The organism is Micrococcus sp. Alg238-R198 (genome assembly GCF_900537135.1).
Taxonomy (GTDB): Bacteria; Actinomycetota; Actinomycetes; order Actinomycetales; family Micrococcaceae; genus Micrococcus; species Micrococcus luteus.
Genome location: NZ_UNRH01000001.1, coordinates 227,993 through 251,919, shown reverse-complemented (window position 1 = coordinate 251,919; position 23,927 = coordinate 227,993). Strand labels below are relative to the sequence as shown.

At 74.9% G+C, this 23,927-nt stretch carries 17 protein-coding genes and 2 tRNA genes; 11 read left to right on the top strand and 8 right to left on the bottom strand.

What is annotated here, in order from left to right; genetic code table 11:
* Positions 1-15 precede the first annotated feature (15 nt).
* Genes rph through G6R13_RS01110 form a run of 3 tightly spaced genes read left to right on the top strand, consistent with a single transcriptional unit; the run spans position 16 to position 2,608 of the window.
* Entirely contained in the window at positions 16-780 is a 765-nt protein-coding gene (rph, locus tag G6R13_RS01120) for a ribonuclease PH (RefSeq protein ID WP_036382145.1), read from the top strand.
* Positions 777-1,466 carry a non-canonical purine NTP pyrophosphatase gene (locus tag G6R13_RS01115; RefSeq protein WP_044659188.1) on the top strand — a complete coding sequence of 230 codons (690 nt, stop codon included), beginning with the start codon at positions 777-779 and terminating at the stop codon, positions 1,464-1,466. The genes rph and G6R13_RS01115 overlap by 4 nt, the downstream gene beginning before the upstream one ends.
* Complete coding sequence (locus G6R13_RS01110) at positions 1,463-2,608, top strand: exonuclease domain-containing protein (RefSeq protein ID WP_049145224.1); 1,146 nt, start codon at positions 1,463-1,465, stop codon at positions 2,606-2,608. Before G6R13_RS01115 ends, G6R13_RS01110 begins: the two co-directional genes overlap by 4 nt.
* A 5-nt stretch (positions 2,609-2,613) precedes the next feature.
* On the opposite strand, the gene G6R13_RS01105 is transcribed toward G6R13_RS01110, so the two are convergent.
* Positions 2,614-3,768, bottom strand: coding sequence for an ADP-ribosylglycohydrolase family protein (locus G6R13_RS01105; RefSeq protein WP_049145222.1), 1,155 nt, complete (start codon positions 3,766-3,768; stop codon positions 2,614-2,616).
* A 66-nt stretch (positions 3,769-3,834) separates the two neighbouring features.
* Here G6R13_RS01105 and G6R13_RS01100 point away from each other — a divergent pair, with 66 nt between their 5' ends.
* Together G6R13_RS01100 and G6R13_RS01095 are read left to right on the top strand one after the other, a co-directional pair.
* The gene (locus G6R13_RS01100; protein ID WP_069941941.1) at positions 3,835-5,058 is read left to right on the top strand and encodes an exonuclease SbcCD subunit D; all 1,224 of its coding nucleotides are present in this window, start codon (positions 3,835-3,837) and stop codon (positions 5,056-5,058) included.
* On the top strand, positions 5,055-8,099 hold the full coding sequence (locus G6R13_RS01095; protein WP_159833057.1) for an SMC family ATPase: 3,045 nt from the start codon (positions 5,055-5,057) through the stop codon (positions 8,097-8,099). Before G6R13_RS01100 ends, G6R13_RS01095 begins: the two co-directional genes overlap by 4 nt.
* 46 nt (positions 8,100-8,145) lie before the next feature.
* Here G6R13_RS01095 and G6R13_RS01090 read toward each other — a convergent pair whose 3' ends face one another.
* The 7 genes from G6R13_RS01090 to G6R13_RS01060 all read right to left on the bottom strand — a co-directional run bounded on the left by G6R13_RS01090 (position 8,146) and on the right by G6R13_RS01060 (position 16,101).
* Entirely contained in the window at positions 8,146-11,379 is a 3,234-nt protein-coding gene (locus tag G6R13_RS01090) for an efflux RND transporter permease subunit (RefSeq protein ID WP_159833059.1), read from the bottom strand.
* 7 nt (positions 11,380-11,386) lie between these two features.
* A complete protein-coding gene (locus G6R13_RS01085; RefSeq protein ID WP_208011144.1) occupies positions 11,387-12,877 on the bottom strand; it encodes a malate:quinone oxidoreductase in 1,491 nt (496 codons plus the stop codon).
* Between the two features lie 99 nt (positions 12,878-12,976).
* Positions 12,977-14,641, bottom strand: coding sequence for an ABC transporter substrate-binding protein (locus tag G6R13_RS01080; protein WP_159833063.1), 1,665 nt, complete (start codon positions 14,639-14,641; stop codon positions 12,977-12,979).
* Positions 14,642-14,689: 48 nt separating this feature from the next.
* Positions 14,690-14,770: transfer RNA gene (locus G6R13_RS01075), tRNA-Leu, on the bottom strand.
* A 67-nt stretch (positions 14,771-14,837) separates the two neighbouring features.
* Positions 14,838-15,326, bottom strand: coding sequence for a thioredoxin-dependent thiol peroxidase (bcp, locus tag G6R13_RS01070; protein WP_036382122.1), 489 nt, complete (start codon positions 15,324-15,326; stop codon positions 14,838-14,840).
* A gap of 86 nt (positions 15,327-15,412) precedes the next feature.
* Positions 15,413-15,485, bottom strand: a tRNA-Lys gene (locus G6R13_RS01065).
* Between the two features lie 67 nt (positions 15,486-15,552).
* Entirely contained in the window at positions 15,553-16,101 is a 549-nt protein-coding gene (locus G6R13_RS01060; protein WP_065573672.1) for a hypothetical protein, read from the bottom strand.
* A gap of 104 nt (positions 16,102-16,205) precedes the next feature.
* On the opposite strand from G6R13_RS01060, the gene ilvD reads away from it, so the two are divergent.
* From ilvD to ilvC, 6 genes are all read left to right on the top strand, one after another.
* Positions 16,206-17,933 (top strand): dihydroxy-acid dehydratase, encoded by a 1,728-nt coding sequence (gene ilvD, locus G6R13_RS01055; RefSeq protein WP_069941567.1) that lies wholly within the window; start codon positions 16,206-16,208, stop codon positions 17,931-17,933.
* Positions 17,934-18,036: 103 nt separating this feature from the next.
* Positions 18,037-18,822, top strand: coding sequence for a glucosamine-6-phosphate deaminase (nagB, locus tag G6R13_RS01050; RefSeq protein ID WP_123244092.1), 786 nt, complete (start codon positions 18,037-18,039; stop codon positions 18,820-18,822).
* A 43-nt stretch (positions 18,823-18,865) separates the two neighbouring features.
* Positions 18,866-20,086: an amidohydrolase family protein gene (locus tag G6R13_RS01045; RefSeq protein WP_123244091.1), complete on the top strand. Its 1,221-nt coding sequence runs from the start codon at positions 18,866-18,868 to the stop codon at positions 20,084-20,086.
* Positions 20,087-20,376: 290 nt separating this feature from the next.
* The gene (locus G6R13_RS01040; RefSeq protein WP_101967178.1) at positions 20,377-22,278 is read left to right on the top strand and encodes an acetolactate synthase large subunit; all 1,902 of its coding nucleotides are present in this window, start codon (positions 20,377-20,379) and stop codon (positions 22,276-22,278) included.
* A gap of 12 nt (positions 22,279-22,290) precedes the next feature.
* Positions 22,291-22,800, top strand: coding sequence for an acetolactate synthase small subunit (gene ilvN / locus G6R13_RS01035; protein ID WP_002854209.1), 510 nt, complete (start codon positions 22,291-22,293; stop codon positions 22,798-22,800).
* A gap of 36 nt (positions 22,801-22,836) precedes the next feature.
* A complete protein-coding gene (ilvC, locus tag G6R13_RS01030) occupies positions 22,837-23,868 on the top strand; it encodes a ketol-acid reductoisomerase (RefSeq protein ID WP_100058408.1) in 1,032 nt (343 codons plus the stop codon).
* The last annotated feature ends 59 nt before the right edge of the window (positions 23,869-23,927 follow it).

Here is a 23,927-nt window from a genome sequence, read left to right as displayed (position 1 = left end):
CCTAGACTGGAGGCCATGAGCTCTCCCGCCCCCACCGCCCCCCGCCCGGACGGCCGCGCCGTCGACGAGCTGCGCCCCATCACCATCACCCGGGGCTGGTCCCGGCAGGCGGAGGGCTCGGCCCTGATCGAGTTCGGGAACACCCGCGTGCTGTGCACCGCCTCCTTCACCGAGGGCGTGCCGCGCTGGCTCAAGGGCGAGGGGACCGGCTGGGTCACCGCCGAGTACGCGATGCTCCCGCGGGCCACCAACGAGCGCAGCCAGCGCGAGTCCGTCAAGGGCCGGATCGGCGGGCGCACCCACGAGATCTCCCGCCTGATCGGCCGGTCCCTGCGCGCCGTCATCGACCTGTCCGCCCTGGGGGAGAACACCATCGTCCTGGACTGCGACGTCCTCGACGCCGACGGCGGCACCCGCACCGCCGCCATCACGGGCGCCTACGTCGCCCTCGCCGAGGCGGTGGCCTGGGCGCGGCGCGAGGGGATCCTCGCCAAGGGCGCCGCCGTCCTCAAGGACTCCGTCGCCGCGGTGTCCGTGGGCATCGTGGACGGGGTGCCCGTCCTCGACCTGCCGTACGTGGAGGACGTGAAGGCGGAGACGGACATGAACGTGGTCGTCACCGGGGCCGGGGAGTTCGTGGAGGTGCAGGGCACCGCCGAGGGCGCGCCGTTCACCCGCGCCGAGCTGGACACCCTGCTGGACCTGGCCCTGATCGGCACGGGTGAGCTGGCCCGCATCCAGGCCGAGACCCTGGCCGCCGCCACGGAGGACCGGGCGTGAGCGCGCCCGCCTCCTCGTCGGCGGGCCTGCCGGAGGGCGCCCGCATCGTGCTCGCCACGCACAACGCGGGCAAGGTGCGCGAGCTGCGGCAGCTGCTCGCCGGCGCCGTGCCCGGCCTCGACGTGGAGGCCGCGGTGGTGGACGCGGGCGCCGTGGGCGCCCCGGACGTCGTCGAGGACGGCGTCACGTTCGCCCAGAACGCGCTGAAGAAGGCCCGCGCCGTGGCCGCGCACACCGGGCTGATCGCCGTCGCGGACGACTCCGGTCTGGCCGTGGACGTGCTGCACGGCGCCCCCGGGATCTTCTCGGCCCGCTGGGCCGGGCGCCACGGGGACGACCGTGCCAACCTCGAGCTGCTGCTGGCCCAGCTGGCCGACGTGCCGGACGAGCATCGGGGTGCCCAGTTCGTGTGCGCCGCCGCGCTCGCGGTCCCCAGCGGCCCGGACGCCGCGGGCGCCCGGGCCATCCACGTCGAGCACGTCGAGCACGGCCGCCTGCCCGGCACGCTGCTGCGCGAGCCCGTGGGGGACGGCGGCTTCGGCTACGACCCGATCCTGCGGCCCGAGGGCCGGGACGTGTCCACCGCGCAGCTGAGCCCCGAGGACAAGAACGCGATCAGCCACCGGGGGCACGCCTTCCGCGCCCTGCTGCCCTACCTGGTGGACGCGCTCGACGCGCGCCCGTGAGCGGCGGGCGCGTCCCCGTGCCGGGGCTGGACTTCACCGCGATCGACTTCGAGACCGCCAACGGCTTCCGCGGCTCCCCGTGCGCCGTGGGCGCCGTCCGGGTGCGGGACGGGGTCATGGTGGACCGTGCCGAGTGGCTGATCCGTCCGCCCGTCGGCTTCGACCGGTTCGATCCCCGCAACGTGCGCATCCACGGCATCACCGAGGACCGCGTCCTGGACGCCCCCCGGTTCGCGCAGGTGTACGACGAGCTCGCGGACTTCGTGGGGACGGACGTGCTCGCGGCGCACAACGCGGGCTTCGACGTCGGCGTCATCGAGTCCGGCCTCGAGGTCTCCGGCCGGGACGTGCCGGGCCTGGAGTTCGTGTGCACCCTGGTGCTGGCGCGCCGCGTCTACGACCTGCCCTCGTACGCCCTGCCCTCCGCGGCGCGCGAGGCCGGGTTCACCCCGGGGCGCCACCACGACGCACTGGCCGACGCCGAGGCCTGCGCGGCCATCCTCGTGGACATCGGCCGGCGCGTGCTGGGGGTGCCGCCGGCCGACGCGGAGATTCTGCCCGGGCTGACCGACGCGCCGGCCGGCCGCGGCGTCGACCGCCTGATGCGGGCCCAGGGGCTGAGCGTCAGCGTCCTCGCCCCCCGGGCGGCGGGATCGGGCGCCGAGTCGAAGGCCACCCGCCAGGCCCGGCGTACCGAGGGCGTCTTCGACGCGCGGGTCCCGCTGCGGGACGAACGCGCCATGCCCGACTTCATGCGCTGGCCGGACGAGGGCGTCAATCCGCTCCCGAACCCGGCCGCCGACCCGGGCCACCCCCTGTTCGGCCAGACCGTGGTGTTCACGGGCGGCATCGGCATGTCGCGTCAGAGTGCCAAGACGCGCGCGGCCGCGCACGGCGCGCAGACCGCGAACCGGGTGGGCGCGGCCACCACGATGCTCGTCGTGGGGGACGGCTTCGAGGCCGCGGACCTGCACCGCCCGCGCGCCGAGGACGGGGCACCGCAGGCCGTGACCACGGCGCTGGCGCACCGCAAGACGCGGGACGCCCTGCGCCGGCGGGACCGTGGGCAGGCCATCGCCCTGGTCTCCGAGGGGGAGTTCCTGCAGATGCTCGACGGGAACTGGCCGGACGCCGCGCGCTGAACCACTCAGGTGGTCGCGGCGCTCCAGCGCCGGGCGGCCTCCAGGACGACCTCGCGCTCGGCGATCCACCCCGGGACGGAGGCCTCGGCCGCGGCGCGGTCCGCGGGGTCGTGCGCACCGAACACGGCGGTGCCGTGCGCCACGCCGAGCACCTGCCCGGCCAGCGAGGCCGTGGAGTCGGAGTCGCCGTCGTGGTTCACGCCGATCCGCAGCGCCAGGGCGAGCGCCGCCGCCGGATCGGCCGGGTGCACCGCCTGCGCGGTGAGCGCGGCATACAGCGCGATCGCCAGGGCCTCCTCCGCGACCCAGCCCTCGCCGAGCGCGGTGGGGAGGGCGCCGGGGGCGCCGGGGTCGGCGTCGACGGTGCCGGCCAGGTCGACCGCCGCGGTCACGGCGGCGCGGGTCTCCGCGGCCTCCTCGCCCAGGCCGTCGAGCCACGCGCGGGCGTGCGCGACCGCGGCGGCCAGGTCCAGGCCGCGCAGCAGGGCCGCGATGACGAGGGCGTACGCGCCCGCCGCGACCCACGCGGTGGGGTGGCCGTGCGTGAGGACGGCCCCCTGGCGGGCGAGGGACACGACGTGCGGGTCCTCGAGCCCCGGCACCATCCCGTACGGGGCCGAGCGCATGACCGTCCCGCAGCCCTTCGAACCCGGGTTGTGCGGGTCGCCCGGCAGGCCCATCCCCGGTTCGGCGAGCCCGGTCAGGCACGCGGTGCCCGGCGCGCGGCGCACCTTCAGCTCCGCGTGCGCGTCGATCCAGCGGGGCGGGGCCGGGGGAGCGCCCTCGGGCAGCGCGCCGTCCTGCGTGGCGAACCAGCGCAGGCACGCGAGCCACACGCACGCCGCAGGATCGGCCGGGACGCCGTCGTTCTGCCACTCGATCCACTCGAGCAGGCCGTCGAGCACGTACAGCGTCAGCTGCGTGTCGTCGGTGATCGGCAGGGCGTGGGCGCCCTCCTGGGCGAGCAGGTCCGCGGCGTCGGTGACGCCGGCGGGGCCGTGCACCGCCGCGATCCCCGACGCGGGGGTGAACTCGACGACGCCGCCCAGCGCGTCCCCGGCGGCACCGGCCGCGAGGAGGGCCAGGACCCGGTCGGCGTGCTCGGGGCCGGGCAGGGGCGTGGACGAGGAGGCGGTGGGCTCGGGCGCGGTGGCGGACATGCCGCCATCGTACGAGCTGCACCGCGTCGTGCTTATCCCGTCCACACCCTCCCTAGAGTGGGCCGCATGATCCTGCTGCACACCTCGGACTGGCATCTGGGCCGGTCGTTCCACGGCACCGGGCTGCTCGAGGCCCAGGAGGAGGTCCTGGACGCCCTCGTCGCGACCGTGACGGAGCGCGGCGTGGACGCCGTCCTGCTGGCCGGGGACGTGTACGACCGCGCGCTGCCGCCGGCGGACGCCGTCCGGCTGCTGGACCGGACGCTCACCCGGCTGCACGCGGCCGGCGCCCAGGTGGTGCTCACGAGCGGCAACCACGACTCGGCGGTGCGCCTCGGCTTCGGCGGCGGACTCCTGGCGGCCGCGGGCGTGCACGTGCGCGCGGACGCGGCGGAGCTGGACCGCCCCGTGCTGCTCACCGAGCCCGGGGTCGACGGCGGCGCGGGCCAGACCGTGGCCGTCTACGGCATCCCCTACCTCGAACCGCGCCACCAGGGACCGGCCTGGGGCGTGGAGCCCCACCACACGGCCGTGCTGACGGAGGCGGTCCGCCGCGTCCACGCCGATCTGGCCGCCCGCCGCGCCGAGACGCCGGAGCCGGTGGCCGCCGTCGTGCTGGCCCACCTGTTCGCGGCCGGGGGCCACGGCTCCGAGTCCGAACGGGACATCGGCGAGGGCGAGCACGTCGAGCCGGACGCCCCGCCCGAGATGCTGGTGGGCACGCTGGGGCAGGTGCCGGTCTCCGTGTTCGACGGGCTCGACTACGCGGCCCTGGGCCACCTGCACGGCCGCCAGCGGCTGGCAGAGCACGTGCGGTACTCCGGCTCACCGCTGCCGTACTCCTTCTCCGAGGCGGGCCACCGCAAGGGCGGCTGGCTCGTCCACGTCACGGGCGGGGCCGTCACCGACGTCGAGGCCGTGGACTGGGACGCCGGACGGCGCCTGGCGGTGCTGTCCGGGCCGATCGAGGACCTGCTGGAGTCCCCGGAGTTCGCGTGGGCGGAGCAGTGCTGGGTGCAGGTCACCGTCACCGACGACGAACGCCCCGAGCGGGCCCTGGAGCGCCTGAAGACCCGGTTCCCCTCCGTGCTCGTCTTCCGCCACGAACCGGCCGGCGGGAGGCGGGCCCGGGAGCGGACCTACGCCCAGGTCCTGCGGCAGGCACCCTCGGACCACGCGCTCGCGGTCGGTTTCGTGGACCACGTCCGGCAGCGGCCGGCCAGCGGGGCCGAGCAGGACCTGCTGCGGGACGCCCTCGAGGCCGCTCGCGCGGGGGAGGTGCGCGCATGAGGATCCATCGGATGCGCCTGGAGGGGCTCGGGCCCTACGCCCAGGCGCAGGACGTCGACTTCGACCGGCTCAACGCGGGCGGCCTGTTCCTGCTGGACGGGCCCACCGGCGCGGGCAAGTCCACGGTGCTGGCCGCGCTGTGCTTCGCCCTCTACGGGACCGTGCCGGGCGGACGGTCGGCCGAGTCGCTCGTGACCACGCTGCGCGAGCCCGGCGCGGTGATCCCCGAGGTGCAGGTCGAGTTCACCGTGCAGGGCCGGCGCTTCGAGGTGGTCCGCTCGCCCAAGCACGAGCGGCCCCGCCGGAGACGCAGCGCGGCGGGCGGCGCCACCGTCACCACGCAGGCCACGGTCTCCCTGCGGGAACGCGTGGACGGGGAATGGACGGCGCCGCTCACCCGGGCGGACGAGGTCGGCCAGCAGATCGCGGCCGTCCTGCACCTGGACGCCGAGCAGTTCATGCAGGTGGTCCTGCTGCCTCAGGGACAGTTCGCCCAGTTCCTCACCGCGAAGTCGGATGAGCGCCGCGTCCTGCTGCGGCGGCTCTTCGGCACGCAGCGCTTCGACGGCGTCGAGGAGCACCTGCGCGTCGAGACGGCCCGGCTGGACACCGCGGTGGCCGTGGACGCGGACGTGGCCCGGACCGCGCGGGCACAGCTGGCCGAGGCGCTCCACGAGGCGCTCGGCCCGGACTGGCATGCGCCGGAGCCGTCACCGGACACGGACGACCGGCTGCTCGCCCTCGCCGCCGAGCGCGCAGGTCGCGCCCACGAGGACGCGCGGGCCGACCTCGCCACGGCCCGCGCCGCGGAGCAGCGGGCCCGGGTGACGGCGCGTGAGCTGGAGACCCGCGGGCGGGACCTGGCCGCGGCCGAGGCGTGGGCGAGCCGTCGACGCGACCACGACGCCGAGGCCGAGACCGCCGCGGCGCGGCGCCGCGCCGTCGACGCCCATGAGCGCGCCGGGCGGGTGCTCGCGGCCGCCCAGCGGGCCACCGCGGCGGCGGACGCCGCCGGCACCGCGTCGGAGACGGTGACGGAGGCCCTGGCGCACGTCGAGGACGAGCCGACCGCGGCGGCGTGGCTCGCCGCCGCCCGGGCGGACGGGGCCGCCGACGCGCCCGCCTCCCGCCAGGCGCTGGGGGAGGCCGAGCGCGCCGCGGAGGCGGTGGCACGCGCCGTCCAGGACCGTGCCCGGATGGGCGAGCTGGAGCAGGAGGCGGCCGCCGCGGCGGAGCGTCGGGCCGAGATCGGCCGCGACCGCGCCGCCCTGGTCGAGTCCCGCCCCGAGCGTGAGGCGGCCGTCGCGGCACACCGCGCGGCCGTCGAACGCGGCACCGAGCGTCTCGGCGCCCGGGAGGCCGTGGACCGCGCCGTGTCCGAGGCCGCCGCTCGCCGCACGGCCGCCGAGGCCGCGGCCGCCCGCGCCGTCGAGGCAGAGACCGCGGCCCGGGCCCACCGGGAGGCACAGGAGCGGCGACGCGAGGCCGCCGAACGGCACGTCGGTCTGCTGCGTGCCCGGTACGAGCAGGCCGCCTCCGAACTGGCGGAGCGGCTCGTGCCCGGCGAGCCGTGCGCCGTGTGCGGCTCGCCCGAGCACCCGGCCCCGGCCGCCACCGCGGACACCACGGTGACCGAGGCGGACGTGCGGGACGCCGAGCAGGCCCGGACCGCGGCCGACCGGGCCGCGACCGACGCCGAGACCGCCCTGCGCGCCGCCGAGCAGACCCTCCGCACGGCGCGCGAGGCCGCCGCCGGGCTCGCACCCGAGGCCGCGCGAGAGGCGCTCGAGCGCGCCGAGGCCGAACGGGCCGCGCTGGACCAGGCGGCGAAGGACCTCGCCGCGGACCGCCGGCGGCTGACCGCCGCCGAGAAGACGCTCGCCGGGGCCGACGAGACCGCCGCCGCGCTCGCGGCCGAGGACGGTCGGCTCGCCGAGGCCGCCGCCCACCGTGCCGCCCGGCTGACCGAGCTGCGGGACGCCGTCGAGGCCGCCCGCGGTGACGCCGAGACCCTCGACGCCCGCCGCGACCAGGTCACCGCCGCACGCCGGGTCCTGGCCGCCCTCGCTGCGGCGCAGGACGAGGACGCGCGCGCCCGGGCGGTCGCCGACGAGACCGACCAGGCGCTCACCGCCGCGCTGGCCGAACAGCACTTCGACGACGTCGACGCGGCGCGCGCGGCCCGCCTCGAGGAGACGGAGGCCGCCGCGCGCACGGCCGCCGTGCAGGAGTGGCACGCCGAACGGGCCCGCCTCGCCGAGCTCGAGGCGAGCGAGCCCGTCCGCCGGGGCCGCGCCCTCGCCGAGGCGGGCGTCGAGCCGCCGACCGAGGAGCAGACCCGCGCCGCCGCCGAGGCGCTCGCCGCGGCCGAGGCCGCGAGCTCGTCCCGGGCGACGGTGGTCGGGCGACTCGATTCACTCGTCGCCACGGTGCGCCGCCAGTCAGCCGCCCTGACCGAGGTCCTGGAGCGGTCCGCCGGGCTCATCGCCGAGCACACGCGGGTGCGGGGGCTGCTCGACCTCGTCCGCGGCGGCGGGGAGAACCTGCTCAAGATGCCCCTGACGAGCTACGTCCTCGCCGGGCGGCTCGAGGAGGTCGCCGCCGCGGCCACCGAGCGTCTGCTCGCCATGACGGACCAGCGGTATTCGATCGAGTACTCCGACGCCGTGGGCGGGCGCGGGAACAAGGGCCTCGAACTCGTCATCCGGGACCACTACGTGGACGAGACGCGCCACCCGGCCACGCTCTCGGGCGGCGAGACCTTCATGGCCTCCCTCGCCCTCGCCCTGGGGCTCGCGGACACCGTGCAGGCCGAAGCCGGCGGCATCGAACTGGACACGCTCTTCGTGGACGAGGGCTTCGGCTCGCTCGACGCGGACACCCTCGACGACGTCCTGGACGTCGTGGACACCCTGCGAACCGGTGGCCGGACCGTGGGCCTCGTCTCCCACGTCGAACGGATGAGGCAGGAGATCGGCGTGCGCCTCGAGGTGCGCAAGGACCGGCGCGGCTCGAGCCTCGCGGTGCACGACGGCGCCTGAGCGGCGGGGGTGCGCCCCGCCGCTCCGGCTCGCGCCACGCGAGCGGTCAGGCCCGGCGCCACCGCCGGCGGAGGCGCTGCCGGAGTCGGCCGAGGCGTCCGGCGTCGAGCTCGGACGGGGCCGCCCAACGCTCCTCAGCCCGGCGCGCCTGCTCGGCTGCGCGCTCGGCCGCGACGCGCTGCGCCTCCCGCTCGGCCGCGACACGGCGCTCCTCCTGCAGGCGGCGCTCCCCGCGGACCTCGGTGAGCCGGTACAGCACGGGCACGAGCACGAGCGTGAGCAGGGTGGAGGACACCAGGCCGCCCACCACGGCCACCGCGAGGGGCTGGGAGATGAACCCCGCGTGCCCCGTGATGCCCAGGGCCATCGGGGTCATGGCCAGGACGGTGGCCAGGGCCGTCATCACCACCGGGCGCACGCGGTTGAGCGCGCCCACCTCGATCGCCTCGTCCAGGGTCATGCCGCGGTCGCGGCGGTACTGGTTGATCAGGTCGATCAGCACGATCGCGTTCGTCACCACGATGCCCACCAGCATGAGCAGCCCGATCATCGTGGACAGTCCCAGCGGCGTGCCGGTGGCCAGCAGCGCCAGGAACACGCCCGTGGCGGCGAAGGGGATCGACACGAGCAGCACGAGCGGCTGGCGCAGCGAGTTGAACGTCGCCACCATCACGACGTACACGGTCGCCACGGCGGCCAGCAGCGCCAGTCCGAGGTCCCGGAACGTCTGCGCCTGCTGCTCCGCCGCGCCGCCCACGGCCGCGGTGACGCCCTCGGGCAGGTCCAGCTCCGCCACGGCCTGCGTGACCCGGCGCGAGACGGCCCCGAGGTCCTCGTCGTCCGGGGTCACCGTGACGACGGCGGTCCGCTCGCCGTTCGAGGACGTCACCCGGGCGGGCACCGGCACTCGCGAGACCTCGGCGAGGTCCCCCAGCGGCACGGGCCCCTCGGCCGTCTCCACGGGCACCTGGCGCAGGGCGTCGAGGGACTCGACCGGCTCCGGGTCACCCAGCTGCACCGCGAAGCTCTCGAACCCGAAGCGGACGTCGCCCACGGGCACGGCCTGCAGGGCGGCGGCGGCCTGGCCGGCCACCGCCTCCTCGGTCAGGCCGAGCCGGGCGGCGGCGACGGTGTCCACGTCCACCTGGAACGTCGGGCGCAGGTCCGAAGCCGGCGTCGTCACCTCGCGGGCACCCTCGACGGGCCGCAGCGCCTCGGCGACCTGATCGGCGGCCGCGGTGAGGGCCTGCGGGTCGGGGGCGGAGACGGCCACCTCGATGTCCTGGCCGCCGCTCGGCCCCTGCTGTGTGGAGACGGACACGTCGCCCACGCCGTCGAGACCCGTGAGCTCGGCGCGCACCCCGTCCTGGAGGGCCACCTGGTCCGCATCCGGGTCGGTCACCACCGTGAACCGCGCCCGGTCCGCCGAGGAGCCGCCGAAGGCCCCCATCGGACCGGCGGCGGTGCCGGCCGTCCACTGGACCGTCTCGACGCCGTCGGTGTCCAGCAGCACCCGCTCGATGCGCTCGGCGGCGGCGGCCGTGGTCTCCAGCGACGTCCCCGGCTCCTGCTCCGCCGTGACGACGAACGAGTTCTGTCCCGAGTCGCCCAGGAGGTTCGTGGGGATCAGCGGGACCAGCGCGGCCGTGCCGGCCAGCAGCGCCAGGGCGGCGGCGAGGGTGACCACGGTGTGCCGCTGTGTCCAGCGCAGCACCGGGCGGTAGGCCCGGGTGAGCCATCCGCCGGCCGCCACGGGCCGGTCGCCGGGGACGGCGGGCGCGGCCGTGGTCTCGGCCCCGCGCCGCGGGGAGCGCAGGAACCACCAGCACAGCACCGGCACGATCGTCAGGGCGACGACGAGGGAGGCCAGCAGGGCGACCGTGGCGGTCACGGCGAAGGGCCGGAACAGCTCGCCGGCCAGGCCGCCCACGAAGGCGATGGGCAGGAACACGGCCACGGAGACGAGGGTGGAGGCGGTGATCGCGGTGGCGACCTCGCGCGTGCCGTCGAGGATCGCGGTGCGCCGGTCGGCGCCCAGGCCGAGGTGCCGGCGGATGTTCTCCACCACCACGATCGCGTCGTCCACGACCCGGCCGATCGAGATCGTCAGCGCCCCGAGCGTCAGCGTGTTGAGGGAGTAGCCGAAGGCCGCCACCCCGATGAGGGCGGCCAGCAGGGACAGCGGAATGGACACGGCGGTGACGAGGGTGGAGCGCACCGAGAGCAGGAACACGGCGATCACCAGCACGGCGAATGCCAGGCCCAGCAGGCCCTCCTGGAACAGCGTGTCGATGGACTGCTGGATGAACGGGGCCTGGTCGAACACCACGGTCAGGTCCGCGCCGCCGCCGACCAGGGACGCCAGCTCCGGCAGGGCGTCGCGCACGGCCTGAGAGACCGCCACGAGGTCGGCGTCCGGGGTCGCGGTCACGGAGACGGACAGCGTCGGCACCCCGTCGGTGCGGGTCAGGGAGGTGGGGGCCGCGGCCACGAGGGTGACGTCGGCGACCTCGTCCAGGGTGCGCGGTTCTCCGTCGCCGGAGGGAGCGACGACGATCCCGCGCAGGCCCTCGAGGTCCTCGACGGCGGCGCCCGCCTGGACGGGATAGGTGGTCGCGCCCTCGGTGACCTGGCCGACGGGGAAGAGGCCGGCGTTCTCCTCGAGCGCGTCGGTGATGTCGGAGGTGGTCAGCCCGGCGGCGGCGAGCGCGGCCGGGTCCGGGACCACGGAGACGTTCTCGTCCGTGCCGCCGAGGACGTCGGCGCCACGGACGCCGTCGATCTTCTGCAGCCGCGGGGCCAGGACGTCCTCGGCGCGGCGGCGCAGGGTGTTGAGGTCCTCGTCCCCGGACAGGGCGAGGAAGACCACCGGGAAGTCGGAGACGGAGCCTGCGAAGGACGAGGTCTCCGCCTCCTCCGGCAGCTGGGGCCCGAGGTTGGCGACCACCCGGTCCACCTGGGACCGGGCCCGGTTCAGGTCTGTGCCGTAGGCGAACTCCAGCTGGACCGCGTTGAAGCCGGACTGCGACGTGGACCGCGAGGATTCGAGCCCCTCCACGGCCTGCAGGGCCGTCTCGAGGGGCTCGCCCACCTGCGCGTCCACGACCTCGGGGGACGCCCCCGGGTAGAGCGTCGAGACGGAGATGACGGGCAGCTCGAGCGGGGGGATGAGCTCCCGCTTGAGCTGCCCGGCGGAGAGGACACCGAACACCGCGATGAACACGGTGACGAGCGCCACGAGCGCCCGCCGACCGAGTGAGAACCGTGCGAGCGCTCCCATCGGGGCGTCAGGCCAGCTTCAGTGCGGCGTCCGTGGCGGTGCGGACCTCGTCCAGCAGCGCCGGGTCGTCGTTGAGCGTGTGGCCCAGGGACGGGATGAGCTCCTTGAGCGTGCCGTCCCAGCCGGCCATCTTCGCGGGGAAGCAGCGCTCGAGCAGCTTCACCATGATGGGGGCCGCGGTGGAGGCGCCCGGCGAGGCGCCGAGCAGGCCGCCGAGCGAGCCGTCCGCGTGGGTGACGACCTCGGTGCCGAACTGCAGGACGCCGCCGAAGCGGCCCTTGCGCTTCATCACCTGCACGCGCTGGCCCGCGGTGATCAGCTCCCACTCGGCGCCGTCGGCCTCCGGGTAGAACTCGTGCAGCGCGTCGATCTTCTTGTCCCGGGACTTCAGCACCTCGGTCACGAGGTACTTGGTCAGGTCCATGTTGTCCTTGGCCACGTCCAGCATCGTGCTGAGGTTGTGCGGGCGCACGGACAGCGGCAGGTCCAGGTAGGAGCCGGTCTTGAGGAAGTTCGTGGAGAACCCGGCGTAGGGGCCGAACAGCAGGGACCGCTTGCCGTTGACGAAGCGGGTGTCCAGGTGGGGCACGGACATCGGCGGGGCGCCGACGGCGGCCTGGCCGTACACCTTGGCCATGTGCTGGTTGACCACGGACTCGTCCGTGCAGCGCAGGAACTGGCCGGAGACCGGGAAGCCGCCGAAGCCCTTGGCCTCGGGGATGCCGGACTTCTGCAGCAGGGGCAGGGCGCCGCCGCCGGCACCGACGAAGACGAAGCGGGCGCGGTCCACGACCTCGGAGCCGGCGGCCTTGTTCTTGACCTTGACCTCCCAGCGGCCGTCCGTGCCGCGGGTGAGGCCGGTGACCTTGTGACCGAAGCGCACCTCGGCGCCGGCGCCGGCCATGGCCGTGATGAGCTGGCGGGTGAGGGAGCCGAAGTCGACGTCGGTGCCGCCGGTGTTGCGGGACGCCGCCAGGCGCTGGCCCGGCTCACGGCCCTCGATCAGCAGCGGGGCCCAGGCACGGATCTGCTCCGGGTCCTCGCTGTGCTCCATGCCGGCGAACAGCGGCTGGGCGGACATGGCCTCATAGCGGGTGCGGAGGTAGTCCGCGTGGTCGTCACCCCACACGAAGGACATGTGCGGCAGCGGGTTGATGAAGGACTTGGGGTCCTTGAGCGTGCCGTCCGCCACCAGGGAGGACCAGAACTGGCGGGTGGTCCAGAACTGCTCGTTGATGCCCAGCGCCTTGGTGACGTCCACCCGTCCGTTCTTGTCCATGGGCGAGTAGTTCAGCTCGCACAGGGCGGCGTGGCCGGTGCCCGCGTTGTTCCACGGGTCGGAGGACTCCAGGCCGGCCTGATCGAGGCTCTCGTACAGGGCGATGGACCAGGTGGGCTCGAGCTTCTGCAGCAGCACGCCCAGGGTGGCGCTCATGATGCCGCCGCCGATCAGGACGACGTCGTGGGTGGCGGTGGACGAGGTGGTGGGCACGGTCAACTCCTGAAGCAGAACGACGGCGGGTGGGCGCAGTGCGACCAGGCCGAGCAGTGGCGGTCGGGCCGGGCGCCGTGATCTCCCACTGTACTACCGGTGCGTTCAGCCTTCGGTCAGCCTGACGCGCGAGAAGGGCTCGTCCAGCTGCGGCGACGTCGGGTAGGAGGCCACGCGCGGGCCGGTGGCCAGGGCCGAGATCGGATAGACCAGCGGCAGCGCCGGCAGGTCGAGGGCCATGGCCCGGACGACGCGGCGGAACAGGGCGCGGCGCGCGTCGTCGTCGGTCTCGGCCGCGGCCGCGTCCACGTCCTCGACGACGCGCGGGTTGCGGTAGCCGGTCTCGGCGCGGCCCGAGCGCGCGAAGGGCTCGAGGAACGCGTGCGGGTCGCGGTAGTCGCCGGTGCGGCCCATCAGGTGCAGGGCTCGGGTGGGTCGGGAGACGACGGCGTGCAGGTAGTCCTGGTCCTCCGGCACGGGCACGGGCACGATGTGCATCCCCACCGCGCCGAGGTCGCGGGCGACCATCGCGTAGACCCGCTCCGGCTCGGGCAGGGAGGGGCGGGCCGTGCCGGCCGGGTAGAGGAACTCCAACGGCTCCCCGTCGTATCCCGCCAGGCCGAGGAACTCGCGGGCCCGGCCCGGGTTGACGTCGTAGCGCCGCGCCTCCTCGTCGCCGACGCCGAGGGAGGGGGGGACGAGGTCGTGGGCCAGGCGGGTGCCCTCGAGGAAGACGTCGCTGCCGGCGATGCGCGGGCGGTCCACCGCGTACGCGATCGCCTGGCGCAGGTACTGCGAGCGCACGCGCGGGTGGTCCAGGTTCATGCCCACGTAGAGCACGCCCAGGGGGTCCCGGGGCAGCACCTGGGTGCCGGCCTCGACGAGGGGGCGCAGCTGGCCGGGGGCGACGACGTCGATCACGTCCGCCGTGCCGCGCCGCAGCTCCCGCAGGCGCACGGAGGCCCGACCCCACGCCTGCACGGCCACCGGGTACGCCGCCGGATCGGAGCCGCGGTGGCGGGCGCTGGGGACCAGGATCGTCGCGCCCGAGGCGCCCGGGTGGGCGCGCGTGAGCTCGGCGGTCTCCGCGGCGTCGGCCCAGCGGTAGGGGCCGGTGCCGGCTGGGGTGGTGACCTCGGAGCCGTCCACGTCGACCGTGCGGTCCCACGAGGCCGGCGAGGAGATCGCGAAGGCCGGCGAGGCCAGCGCGGCCGCGAGGTGACGGCGGGGGGAGTGCAGGCGCAGCCGCACCTCGAGCTCTCCGTGGGCCTCGACGCCGGCGAAGGCGGAGTCCGCGTCCCCGGCGTATCCGCCGAAGGCCGAGACGAACGAGGAGGGCGGGGCCACGGTCCCGTCCACGGGCGCAGGGGCGGCGGCCCACCGCTCGATGTTCGCGACCACGGCGGCGGCGTCGCACGGCTCGCCGTCGTCGAACACCACCCCGGAGACCAGGTGGAACATGTGGAGGCGGCCGCCGTCGGACTCCTCGTGCCGCTCGGCGAGGCGGGGCGTGGGGGCGCCGGTGTCCGCGTCCACGCCGAGCAGCGTCTCGAAGACCTGGCGGATCAGACGGAAGGACTCGACGTCCAGCGCGCGGGCCGGGTCCCGCGTCAGCGCCCGCGCCGGGGCGCCGACCACGAGCAGCCGGCCCGGGCCCGAGGAGCTCGGGGCGGCGGAGGACGGCGCCGCGGGCGACGTCGCGCAGCCGGCCACGCCCAGGCCGAGCAGGCCCAGGCCCCCGCCGAGGAAGGCGCGGCGAGTGGGCTGCATGGCGGCCTCCTCTGGCGGGTGACGTCGGGGTCGGGCGGGTCCGGGGAGTGCGGGCGGGGGGACTCGAACCCCCACGTCCAGGACACTGGAACCTAAATCCAGCGCGTCTACCAGTTCCGCCACGCCCGCGCACACCCCGCGCGGGCGGGGCGAGCCCCGATCCTACCGTGCGGCGCCCGGGCGCGGCGGGCGCGGATCAGGCCTCGTCGAGGCCGAGGGTGCGGCGCAGTCGGGCCACGTGGCCGGTCGCCTTCACGTTGTACTGCGCGTGGGTGACCTTCCCGTCCGGGCCGACGACGATCGTGGAGCGGATCAGACCCTCGAAGGTCCGCCCGTAGTTCTTCTTCTCACCCCAGGCGCCGTAGGCCTCGGCCACCGCGTGGTCCTCGTCCGAGAGCAGGGGGAACGTCAGGCCCTCCTGCTCGGCGAACCGGATGATCCTGCCGATCGGGTCGGGGGAGATCCCCAGGACGACGTAGCCGGCCGCGGTCAGGGAGGCGAGGCTGTCCCGGAAGTCGCAGGCCTGCGTGGTGCAGCCGGGCGTGGACGCGGCCGGGTAGAAGTAGACGATCGTGTGCTTGCCCGCGCTGTCGCGCAGCGAGACGGGCCGGCCCTCCTGGTCCTGGAGGGTGAACGCGGGCGCCGTGTCGCCGGGCTGGAGGCGGTGCTGGGTCGTGTCGGTCATGGGCCCCAGCCTACGGTGGGCCCGGACGGGGAGCGGGGACGACGAAGGCCCCGTCTCCGTGGAGACGGGGCCTTCGCTCCGGTGGGTGCACCCCCCGGGACTCGAACCCGGAACCTGCTGATTAAGAGTCAGATGCTCTACCGGTTGAGCTAGAGGTGCAGATGCCGCACCGCCTCTCGGATCTCTCCGGTGCGCCGTGCAACGAGGTGAAACCCTACCAGGGGTTTCAGACGCCGTGCAAATCGGGGGGCGTGACGTCCGTCGTGTCCGGCTCCGGGGCCGCGTAGAGGCGGTCCAGCTCGTCCATGAAGGCGGTCATGAAGGCGTGGAAGTCGGTGGCGTCCTCGGCCTGGTCGAGCTCCGCGGTGCCGTCCTCCGTGAGGTCGCCCACCGGCACCCGCGTGTGCTCCGGGACGTCGAACCACGTCCGGAAGCCCGTGACGGTCTCCACCTGATAGCCGCTGCCCGTGTCCGCCACGGTGGCCACGTTGGCCAGCCCCACCTCGACGACGTCGGCGCGGTCCGCGGAGGCCTCGGTCACCGGGCCGTGCGGATCGTCCTCGGCCACGCCCGGCGCGCGGCGGTCGTGGTCGTCCGGGGTGGAGGTGGGGTCGAACGGGCACAGCAGCATCTCGAGCGGCTGGTGGCGGTAGCCGATCACGAGGGGGGAGGAAGAGCCCGAGGGCTGGCCGTAGACGACGTTGTAGTCGCCGTGGTTGAACACGCGCGCATCGAAGACGCGGCGCAGCCGTCTGTGCAGGGTGGGCGTGTCCATGGCCCCAACGTACGCGGACCCGTCCGCACGTGTCATGCCGCGGCACCCGTCACACGGGGACGTCGCGTCGGCCCGGTGGCGCCGTGCTCACTAGACTCCGCGGCATGGACTCCGCCGCGTCGACTCCCAGCACCCCGTCCGCCGCTCCCGACATCAAGCCGCGCTCGCGCGACGTCACCGACGGGATGGAGCGCACCGCCGCCCGCGGCATGCTCCGCGCGGTCGGCATGGGGGACGAGGACTTCGGCAAGCCGCAGATCGGCATCGCCTCGTCCTGGAACGAGATCACCCCCTGCAACCTCTCCCTGGACCGCCTCGCCCAGGCCTCGAAGGACGGCGTCCACGCCGCCGGCGGATATCCGCTGGAGTTCGGCACGGTCTCCGTCTCGGACGGCATCTCCATGGGCCACGAGGGCATGCACTTCTCCCTCGTCTCCCGCGAGGTGATCGCCGACTCGGTGGAGACCGTGATGATGGCCGAGCGCCTGGACGGCTCCGTCCTGCTCGCCGGCTGCGACAAGTCGCTCCCGGGCATGCTCATGGCCGCCGCCCGCCTGGACCTGGCCTCCGTGTTCGTCTACGCCGGCTCGATCATGCCGGGCGTGGCCCGCCTGACCGACGGCACCGAGAGGCAGGTGACCATCATCGACGCCTTCGAGGCGGTCGGCGCCTGCGCCCGCGGTCTCATGTCCGAGGAGGACCTGCTCCGCATCGAGAAGTCCATCGCCCCGGGCGAGGGCGCCTGCGGCGGCATGTACACCGCCAACACCATGGCCTCCATCGGTGAGGCCCTCGGCATGTCCCTGCCCGGTTCCGCCGCCGCCCCCTCCGCGGACCGCCGCCGCGACGCCTTCGCGCGCCGCTCCGGCGAGGCCGTGGTGAACATGCTCCGCCAGGGCATCACGGCCCGGGACATCATGACCAAGCCCGCGTTCGAGAACGCGATCGCCGTGACCATGGCGTTCGGCGGCTCCACCAACGCCGTGCTGCACCTGCTCGCCATCGCCCGGGAGGCGGGCGTGGACCTGCAGCTGTCCGACTTCAACCGCATCGCCGACCGCACTCCGCACATCGCCGACCTCAAGCCGTTCGGCCAGTACGTCATGACGGACGTGGACCGCATCGGCGGCGTCCCGGTGGTCATGAAGGCCCTGCTGGACGAGGGCCTGCTGCACGGGGACACCCTCACCGTCACCGGCAAGACGCTCGCCGAGAACCTGGCCGCGCTCGATCCGGACCCGGTGGACGGCAAGGTCATCCGCACCATGGACGACGCGATGCACCCCAACGGCGGCATCGCGATCCTCCACGGCTCGCTGGCCCCGGAGGGCGCCGTCGTGAAGTCCGCCGGCTTCGATGCGGACGTCTTCGAGGGCACCGCGCGCGTCTTCGACCGGGAGCGCGCCGCCATGGACGCCCTCGAGGACGGGACCATCGCCGCCGGCGACGTCGTGGTCATCCGCTATGAGGGCCCGAAGGGCGGCCCGGGCATGCGCGAGATGCTCGCGATCACCGGCGCCATCAAGGGTGCGGGCCTGGGCAAGGACGTCCTGTTGATCACCGACGGGCGCTTCTCCGGCGGCACCACCGGCCTGTGCATCGGCCACATCGCTCCCGAGGCCGCCGAGGGAGGGCCGATCGGCCTGGTGCAGGACGGCGACCGCATCCGCGTGGACATCGCCGGACGCACCATGGACCTGCTCGTGGACGAGGCCGAGCTCGCCGCCCGCCGCGAGTCCTGGAAGCCGGTGGAGCCGAAGTTCACCACGGGCGTGCTGGGCAAGTACGCCAAGCTGGTGCACTCGGCCGCCGAGGGCGCCTACCTGGGCTGAGGGCCGGTCGGCCCGCACGCCGAGACGAGCAGAGGATGAGCATGCACGAGACCGACGCCCGGGCCGGGGGAACCCCGCCGCGTCCCGGGCGGGAGGCGCGCTGATGGAGGTCGTCATCCTGCCCGACGCCGCCGCCCTGGGCCGGCACGGCGCGGACGCGGTGGCCGCCCACGTGGCGGCCCGTCCCGAGGCCGTCCTGGGGCTGGCCACCGGCTCCTCGCCGCTGCCCGTCTACGCCGAGCTCGCCCGCCGGGTCCGGGACGGGGAGCTGTCCCTGCGCTCCTGCCGCGCGTTCCTGCTGGACGAGTACGTCGGCCTGCCCGCGGGACACCCCGAGTCCTACCGCACCGTGATCGAGCGGGAGTTCGTCGCGCGCACGGACATCGCCCCGGAGGCCGTGCACGGTCCGGACGGCGGGGCGGCGGACGTCCCGGGCGCCTGCGCCGCCTACGAGGAGGCGCTGCGTGAGGCCGGCGGCGTGGACGTGCAGCTGCTCGGCGTGGGCACGGACGGGCACATCGCGTTCAACGAGCCCGGCTCCTCCCTCGCCTCCCGCACGCGCATCAAGGTGCTCGCCGAGCAGACCCGGCGGGACAACGCCCGCTTCTTCGACGGCGACCTCGACCAGGTGCCGACCCACTGCCTCACCCAGGGCGTCGGCACGATCCTCGACGCCCGGCACCTGGTCCTGCTGGCCCGGGGCGAGGGAAAGGCCGAGGCGGTGCGGCAGCTCGTGGAGGGCCCCGTGAGCGCGCGCTGGCCGGTCACGGCCCTGCAGCTGCACCCGCATGTGACCGTCCTCGTGGACGAGGCCGCCGCCGGGCGACTCGAGCTCGCGGGGGAGTACCGCCACATGTGGGAGGCCAAGCCGTCCTGGCAGGGCCTCTGAGCGCCCCTCGTCCATCGACCCGCCCACCCCGGAAGGTGCATCCGTGCCCGCCTCGGTCCCTCACCGGCCGCGCGCCGAGCAGGCGTCGCCGGCCGCCGCGTCCCCGTCGGTGCTGTGCGCGGACCGCGTCCATGACGGTGAGCGCCTCGGCGGCCCCGGCTGGATCGCCCTGGCCGAGGGCCGGGTGGTGGCCGTCGGGGGCGGGGACCCGCCGCGCACCCACGGCCCCGTCCACGACCTCGGCGACGCCCTCCTCGCTCCCGGCTGCGTGGACGTGCACTGCCACGGCGGCGGCGGACACGCCTTCGAGTCCGGCGCGGCCGCGGCACGCGCGGCGGCCGCGGCCCACGTTCGCGCGGGCACGACCACGGTGGTGGCCTCCCTCGTCACGGACGAGGTCGACGCGCTCGCGGCGCAGCTGACGGCCCTGACGCCCCTGTGCGCAGAGGGGGTGCTGGCCGGCGTGCACCTCGAGGGTCCCTGGCTCTCGCCCCTGCACCGCGGCGCGCACCGGGCCGCGTCGCTGCGGGCGCCGGAGCCCGAGGACGTCGCTCGCCTCGTCGAGGTCGGCGCGGGCCACCTGGCGATGGTCACGCTGGCCCCCGAGCTGCCCGGGGCCCTCGACGCGGTGGGCCGGCTGGCGGAGGCGGGCGTCGTCGTCGCGATCGGCCACACGGACGCCTCCTACGAGACCACGCGCGCGGCGATCGACGCGGGGGCGCGGATGGCCACGCACCTGCACAACGCGTGCCGGCCCACCCACCATCGCGAGCCCGGGCCGGCCGTCGCCCTGCTGGAGGACCCGCGCGTGGGGATCGAGACCATCGTGGACGGCGTCCACCTGCATGCGGCCACGGTGCGGCGGGTCGCCCGGGAGGCCGGGGAGCGGTGGATCCTCGTCTCGGACTCCATGGCCGCCGCCGGCTGCGGCGACGGCGAGTTCCCCCTCGGGCCGCTGCGGGTCCGGGTCCACGACGGCGTCGCGCGGGTGGTCGGCGCGGACGGCGCAGCCGGGGCCATCGCCGGGTCCACGGCCACGGTCACCGGCTCGGTGCGCTCCGCCGTCGTCGCCGGGGTCGACCTCGACGCCGCGCTGCGGGCGGCGACGGCCGCGCCCGCGGACGCCCTGGGGCTTCCCGACGTCGGCCGGCTCCGAGCCGGGAGCCGAGCGGACGCCGTCGTCTTCGGCCCCGAGCTCGAGGTGCGCGGGGTGCTCCATCACGGAACGTGGGTGAAGGCGGCCGCCCCCGCGGCGGCTGACTAGGGTGGGCGCAGGCCCGGGATCCGACCCCGACCGCCCGGTCGTCTCACGATGTGACGCTTTATCTCACATTGCGAGACAGGCGGGTGGTCGATGGCGGACGGGGCGCACGGCTGTCGATACTGAGACCACCCCGAAGGACCCGGCGGCCCGTGTCCCCACCTCAGACTCCGCCACGCCGGCCCGATCCGTCATCGACGCGGCCACGGTCCCCGACGCCCGACGGATCCGAACGACGACCGTCCGACGCCCCCGCGACGGACACGCAGCGACGAACGCAGTGAGGTGACCCCATGAGCACGACCCCCCGCGACGCCCGCGCGGCGGTCCCGCAGGTCCCGACGCCGGCCTCCCGCCCGACGGAGACCGCCCGGGTCCAGGAGCGCCGTCCGGCCCCCCGGCCCGAGATCGTCGAGCCGCGGGTGCCCGGCGAGGGCTCCCGCGTCGAGCCGACCCGGATGACCGGCTCCGAGGGCATCATCCGCTCCCTGGAGGAGCTGGGGGTCACGGACGTGTTCGGGCTGCCCGGCGGCGCCATCCTGCCGACCTACGACCCGCTCATGGACTCCGATCGGATCCGCCACATCCTGGTGCGCCACGAGCAGGGTGCCGGTCACGCGGCGCAGGGCTACCACCTGGCCACCGGCAAGGTCGGCGTGGCCATCGCCACCTCCGGTCCCGGCGCCACCAACCTGGTGACCGCCATCGCGGACGCCCACATGGACTCCCAGGCGGTCGTGTTCATCACCGGCCAGGTCTCCTCCGCCGCGATCGGCACGGATGCCTTCCAGGAGGCGGACATCGTGGGCATCACGATGCCCATCACCAAGCACTCCCGGCTCGTGACCCGGCCCGAGGACGTCCCCCAGGCCCTCGCCGAGGCGTTCCACATCGCCGCCACGGGCCGGCCCGGGCCCGTGCTCGTGGACGTCACCAAGGACGCCCAGCAGGGCGAGTTCGAGTTCGCGTGGCCGCCCCGGATCGACCTGCCCGGCTACCGCCCCGTCCTGCGCGGCCACCCCCGGCAGATCCGCGAGGCCGCTCGGCTGATCCGCGAGGCCCGGCGCCCCGTGCTGTATGCGGGCGGCGGCGTGGCCCGCGGCGAGGCCCACGAGGAGCTGCGCGCCCTCGCCGAGCTCACGGGCGCCCCGGTGGTCACCACCCTCACCGCCCGCGGCGTCTTCCCCGACTCGCACCCCCAGCACCTGGGCATGCCGGGCATGCACGGCGGCGTCCCCGCCGTGGCCGCGCTCCAGCAGGCCGACCTGCTGATCACGCTCGGCGCCCGCTTCGACGACCGCGTGACCGGTCACCTGCCCTCGTTCGCCCCCGGCGCCCGCGTGATCCACGCGGACATCGACCCGGCCGAGATCTCCAAGAACCGCACCGCGGACGTGCCGATCGTCGGCCACGTCAAGGAGATCATCCCGGACCTGGTGGCCGAGCTCGCGACGGACCCCGAGGCGCTGCCCGACCTCGCCGACTGGTGGGCGGTGCTGCGGCGCCTGCAGGACACCTACCCGATGGGCTGGACCGAGACCGAGGACGGCCTCCTCGCGCCCCAGGAGGTGATCTCGCGTCTGTCGGCCCTGTCCGGTCCCGAGGCCACCTACGTGGCCGGCGTCGGCCAGCACCAGATGTGGGCCAGCCAGTTCGTCGCCTACGAGCGTCCGCGCCAGTGGCTCAACTCGGCCGGCCTCGGAACGATGGGCTTCGCCGTCCCCGCCGCGATGGGGGCGCAGGTGGGCGAACCCGACCGCGTGGTCTGGGCCATCGACGGCGACGGCTGCTTCCAGATGACCAACCAGGAGCTCGCCACGTGCGTGATCAACCGCATCCCCATCAAGATCGCGGTGATCAACAACTCCTCGCTGGGCATGGTGCGCCAGTGGCAGACCCTCTTCTACGACGGGCGCTACTCGAACACGGACCTCAACACGGGCCATGACACCGCCCGGGTGCCGGACTTCGTCAAGCTCGCCGACGCCTACGGCGCCGCGGGCCTGCGCTGCGACCGCCGGGAGGACCTGGACGACACCATCCGCCAGGCCCTCGCCATCGACGACCGCCCCGTGATCGTGGACTTCGTGGTCTCCCGTGACGCCATGGTCTGGCCGATGGTCCCCGCGGGGGTCAGCAACGACGCGATCCAGGTGGCCCGGGGCATGACGCCCGACTGGGACCAGGAAGACTGAGGAGGGCAACCGATGGAACGCCACACCCTGTCCGTGCTCGTCGAGGACGTGCCCGGCACCCTGACCCGCGTGGCCGGCCTCTTCGCCCGGCGCGCGTTCAACATCCACTCGCTGGCCGTGGGCGTCACGGAGGTCGAGGGCCTGTCCCGGATCACCGTGGTCGTCGACGCCGACACGGACCTGCTCGAGCAGGTCACCAAGCAGCTGAACAAGCTGATCAACGTGATCAAGGTCGTCGAGCTCACGCCCGACTCCTCCGTTCAGCGCGACCACCTGCTCGTCAAGGTGCGCGCCGATGCCGCCACCCGCGGTCAGGTCGTCCAGGCGGCCGACCTGTTCCGCGCCCACGTCGTCGACGTGGCCCCGGAGTCCCTGACCCTCGAGGCCACCGGCACCCGTGACAAGCTCGAGGCCTTCCTCGAGATGATGGAGCCCTACGGCGTGCGTGAGCTCGTCCGCTCGGGCACCCTCGCCCTCGCCCGGGGGCCGCGGTCCATGACCGACCGCGCCCTGGCCCGCTGACCCGTCCCGATCCACCCATCCCGTGAGGAGAACAGCATGACCGTGAAGAAGTTCTACGACGACGACGCCGACCTGTCGATCATCCAGGGCCGCACCGTGGCCGTCATCGGCTACGGCTCCCAGGGCCACGCCCACGCCCTGTCGCTGCGCGACTCCGGCGTGGACGTGCGCATCGGCCTCGCCGAGGGCTCCAGGTCCCGCGCCAAGGCCGAGGCCGAGGGCCTGCGCGTCGTCGACGTCGCCACCGCCGCCGCCGAGGCCGACCTGATCATGATCCTCACCCCGGACCAGGTCCAGGCCGACGTGTACGAGCAGCACATCGCCGGCAACCTGCAGGAGGGCGACGCCCTGTTCTTCGCGCACGGCTTCAACGTGCGCTTCGGCTACATCCAGGCCCCCGAGGGCGTCGACGTCGCCCTGGTCGCCCCCAAGGGCCCGGGCCACGTGGTGCGCCGCGAGTTCGAGGCCGGCCGCGGCGTGCCCGCGCTGATCGCCGTCGAGAAGGACGCCTCCGGCCAGGCCCACGCCCTCGCCCTGTCCTACGCCAAGGCCGTGGGCGGCACCCGCGCCGGTGTCATCGAGACGACCTTCACCGAGGAGACCGAGACCGACCTGTTCGGCGAGCAGGCCGTGCTCTGCGGCGGCGCCTCCCAGCTCGTGCAGTACGGCTTCGAGACCCTCACCGAGGCCGGCTACCAGCCCGAGATCGCCTACTTCGAGGTGCTGCACGAGCTGAAGCTCATCGTCGACCTCATGGTCGAGGGCGGCATCGCCAAGCAGCGCTGGTCCATCTCCGACACCGCGGAGTACGGCGACTACGTCTCCGGCCCCCGCGTCATCACCCCCGACGTGAAGGAGAACATGAAGGCGGTCCTCGCCGACATCCAGTCCGGCGCCTTCGCGCAGCGCTTCATGGACGACCAGAAGGCCGGTGCGCCCGAGTTCAAGGAGCTGCGCGCCCGGGGCGAGGCCCACCCGATCGAGAAGACCGGCCGCGAGCTGCGCCAGATGTTCTCCTGGCTCAAGGACGCGGACGACGACTACACCGAGGGCACTGCGGCCCGCTGAGCCGCCTGAGCCCCCGACGCCGGCCCCGGGCATCGCGCTTCGGGGCCGGCGTCGCATTC

What these genes read in the sequence shown, in the direction of transcription:
- rph (WP_036382145.1), top strand. Translation starts at nt 16, where the DNA reads ATGAGCTCTCCCGCCCCCACCGCCCCCCGCCCGGACGGCCGCGCCGTC.
- G6R13_RS01105 (WP_049145222.1), bottom strand. Translation starts at nt 3,768, where the DNA reads ATGTCCGCCACCGCGCCCGAGCCCACCGCCTCCTCGTCCACGCCCCTG.
- G6R13_RS01100 (WP_069941941.1), top strand. Translation starts at nt 3,835, where the DNA reads ATGATCCTGCTGCACACCTCGGACTGGCATCTGGGCCGGTCGTTCCAC.
- G6R13_RS01095 (WP_159833057.1), top strand. Translation starts at nt 5,055, where the DNA reads ATGAGGATCCATCGGATGCGCCTGGAGGGGCTCGGGCCCTACGCCCAG.
- G6R13_RS01090 (WP_159833059.1), bottom strand. Translation starts at nt 11,379, where the DNA reads ATGGGAGCGCTCGCACGGTTCTCACTCGGTCGGCGGGCGCTCGTGGCG.
- G6R13_RS01080 (WP_159833063.1), bottom strand. Translation starts at nt 14,641, where the DNA reads ATGCAGCCCACTCGCCGCGCCTTCCTCGGCGGGGGCCTGGGCCTGCTC.
- bcp (WP_036382122.1), bottom strand. Translation starts at nt 15,326, where the DNA reads ATGACCGACACGACCCAGCACCGCCTCCAGCCCGGCGACACGGCGCCC.
- G6R13_RS01060 (WP_065573672.1), bottom strand. Translation starts at nt 16,101, where the DNA reads ATGGACACGCCCACCCTGCACAGACGGCTGCGCCGCGTCTTCGATGCG.
- ilvD (WP_069941567.1), top strand. Translation starts at nt 16,206, where the DNA reads ATGGACTCCGCCGCGTCGACTCCCAGCACCCCGTCCGCCGCTCCCGAC.
- nagB (WP_123244092.1), top strand. Translation starts at nt 18,037, where the DNA reads ATGGAGGTCGTCATCCTGCCCGACGCCGCCGCCCTGGGCCGGCACGGC.
- G6R13_RS01040 (WP_101967178.1), top strand. Translation starts at nt 20,377, where the DNA reads ATGAGCACGACCCCCCGCGACGCCCGCGCGGCGGTCCCGCAGGTCCCG.
- ilvN (WP_002854209.1), top strand. Translation starts at nt 22,291, where the DNA reads ATGGAACGCCACACCCTGTCCGTGCTCGTCGAGGACGTGCCCGGCACC.
- ilvC (WP_100058408.1), top strand. Translation starts at nt 22,837, where the DNA reads ATGACCGTGAAGAAGTTCTACGACGACGACGCCGACCTGTCGATCATC.